The 752-nt window shown below is 31.8% G+C and carries 1 protein-coding gene; it reads right to left on the bottom strand.

Translation table 11 applies throughout. From position 1 onward, the window contains the following. Positions 1 to 111: 111 nt before the first annotated feature. A partial coding sequence (locus tag CXF74_RS21495) for a hypothetical protein (RefSeq protein ID WP_232772619.1) occupies positions 112 to 752 on the bottom strand: 641 nt, incomplete at its 5' end.

Here is a 752-nt window from a genome sequence, read left to right as displayed (position 1 = left end):
TGCTTAAGCGGACTAAAATTGTGGGTTATAATGTGGAGCGAAGCGAAACCTAACCCACTGTTTTAGTTCCGTTTAAAGCTCTTGTTAGGCTTTTAAAATACATTTATTGTATTATATAATGTTCCAACGAGACAGGATTTCTCGTTTTACTAACGTAGGCAAAAAGTAAAGAATAAAATAAAACATATAAAAAATTGAAAGTGTTCCTGTAATGAGAGACATGTAGCCAGCAAGCATATTTCGATCTAAGTCATAAAATAATTGCGATATTTTTGATGTTGGTTGCTGCTGCGATAATCGAATGCTTATTAACTTATTAGCAGGCAAATGAAAGTAATAATCCCCTTCCCTTAAGTTCATTTTGAAAAAAGTACTATTTTTATTTTTGCTATGCGTTGAAATATTTCTCTTTAAAAATGCTATTTTTTCCCTTTCGAGAATTTTAAATACTTCAATTGAGACTTTTTTTTGTCCATACTCCTCCACATCAACAGCTAGACCGTATTCTGTCTCGGTTTCTATTGTAAAAAAGCACCCCTCTTTATTGTTATCTTTTTCACAAGGTATTGAAAAGAAGGATGGCATAAGTCCCCCTCCATATAAATTTGCAAATAGGTGAGTTGCAAAAATAATGCTAATAAAGAAAAATACAAAGCGGATAAAACAACCAAATTTGTATAAAGTACTATTCAAAATTGTTCCCATTTGTTCATAACCTTTATATAAGGTAACAACTGCTATTGGACAGAAGC

Source organism: Psychromonas sp. Urea-02u-13 (assembly GCF_002835995.1).
Classification (GTDB): domain Bacteria; phylum Pseudomonadota; class Gammaproteobacteria; order Enterobacterales; family Psychromonadaceae; genus Psychromonas.
This window is presented reverse-complemented; position numbering and strand designations above follow the sequence as displayed.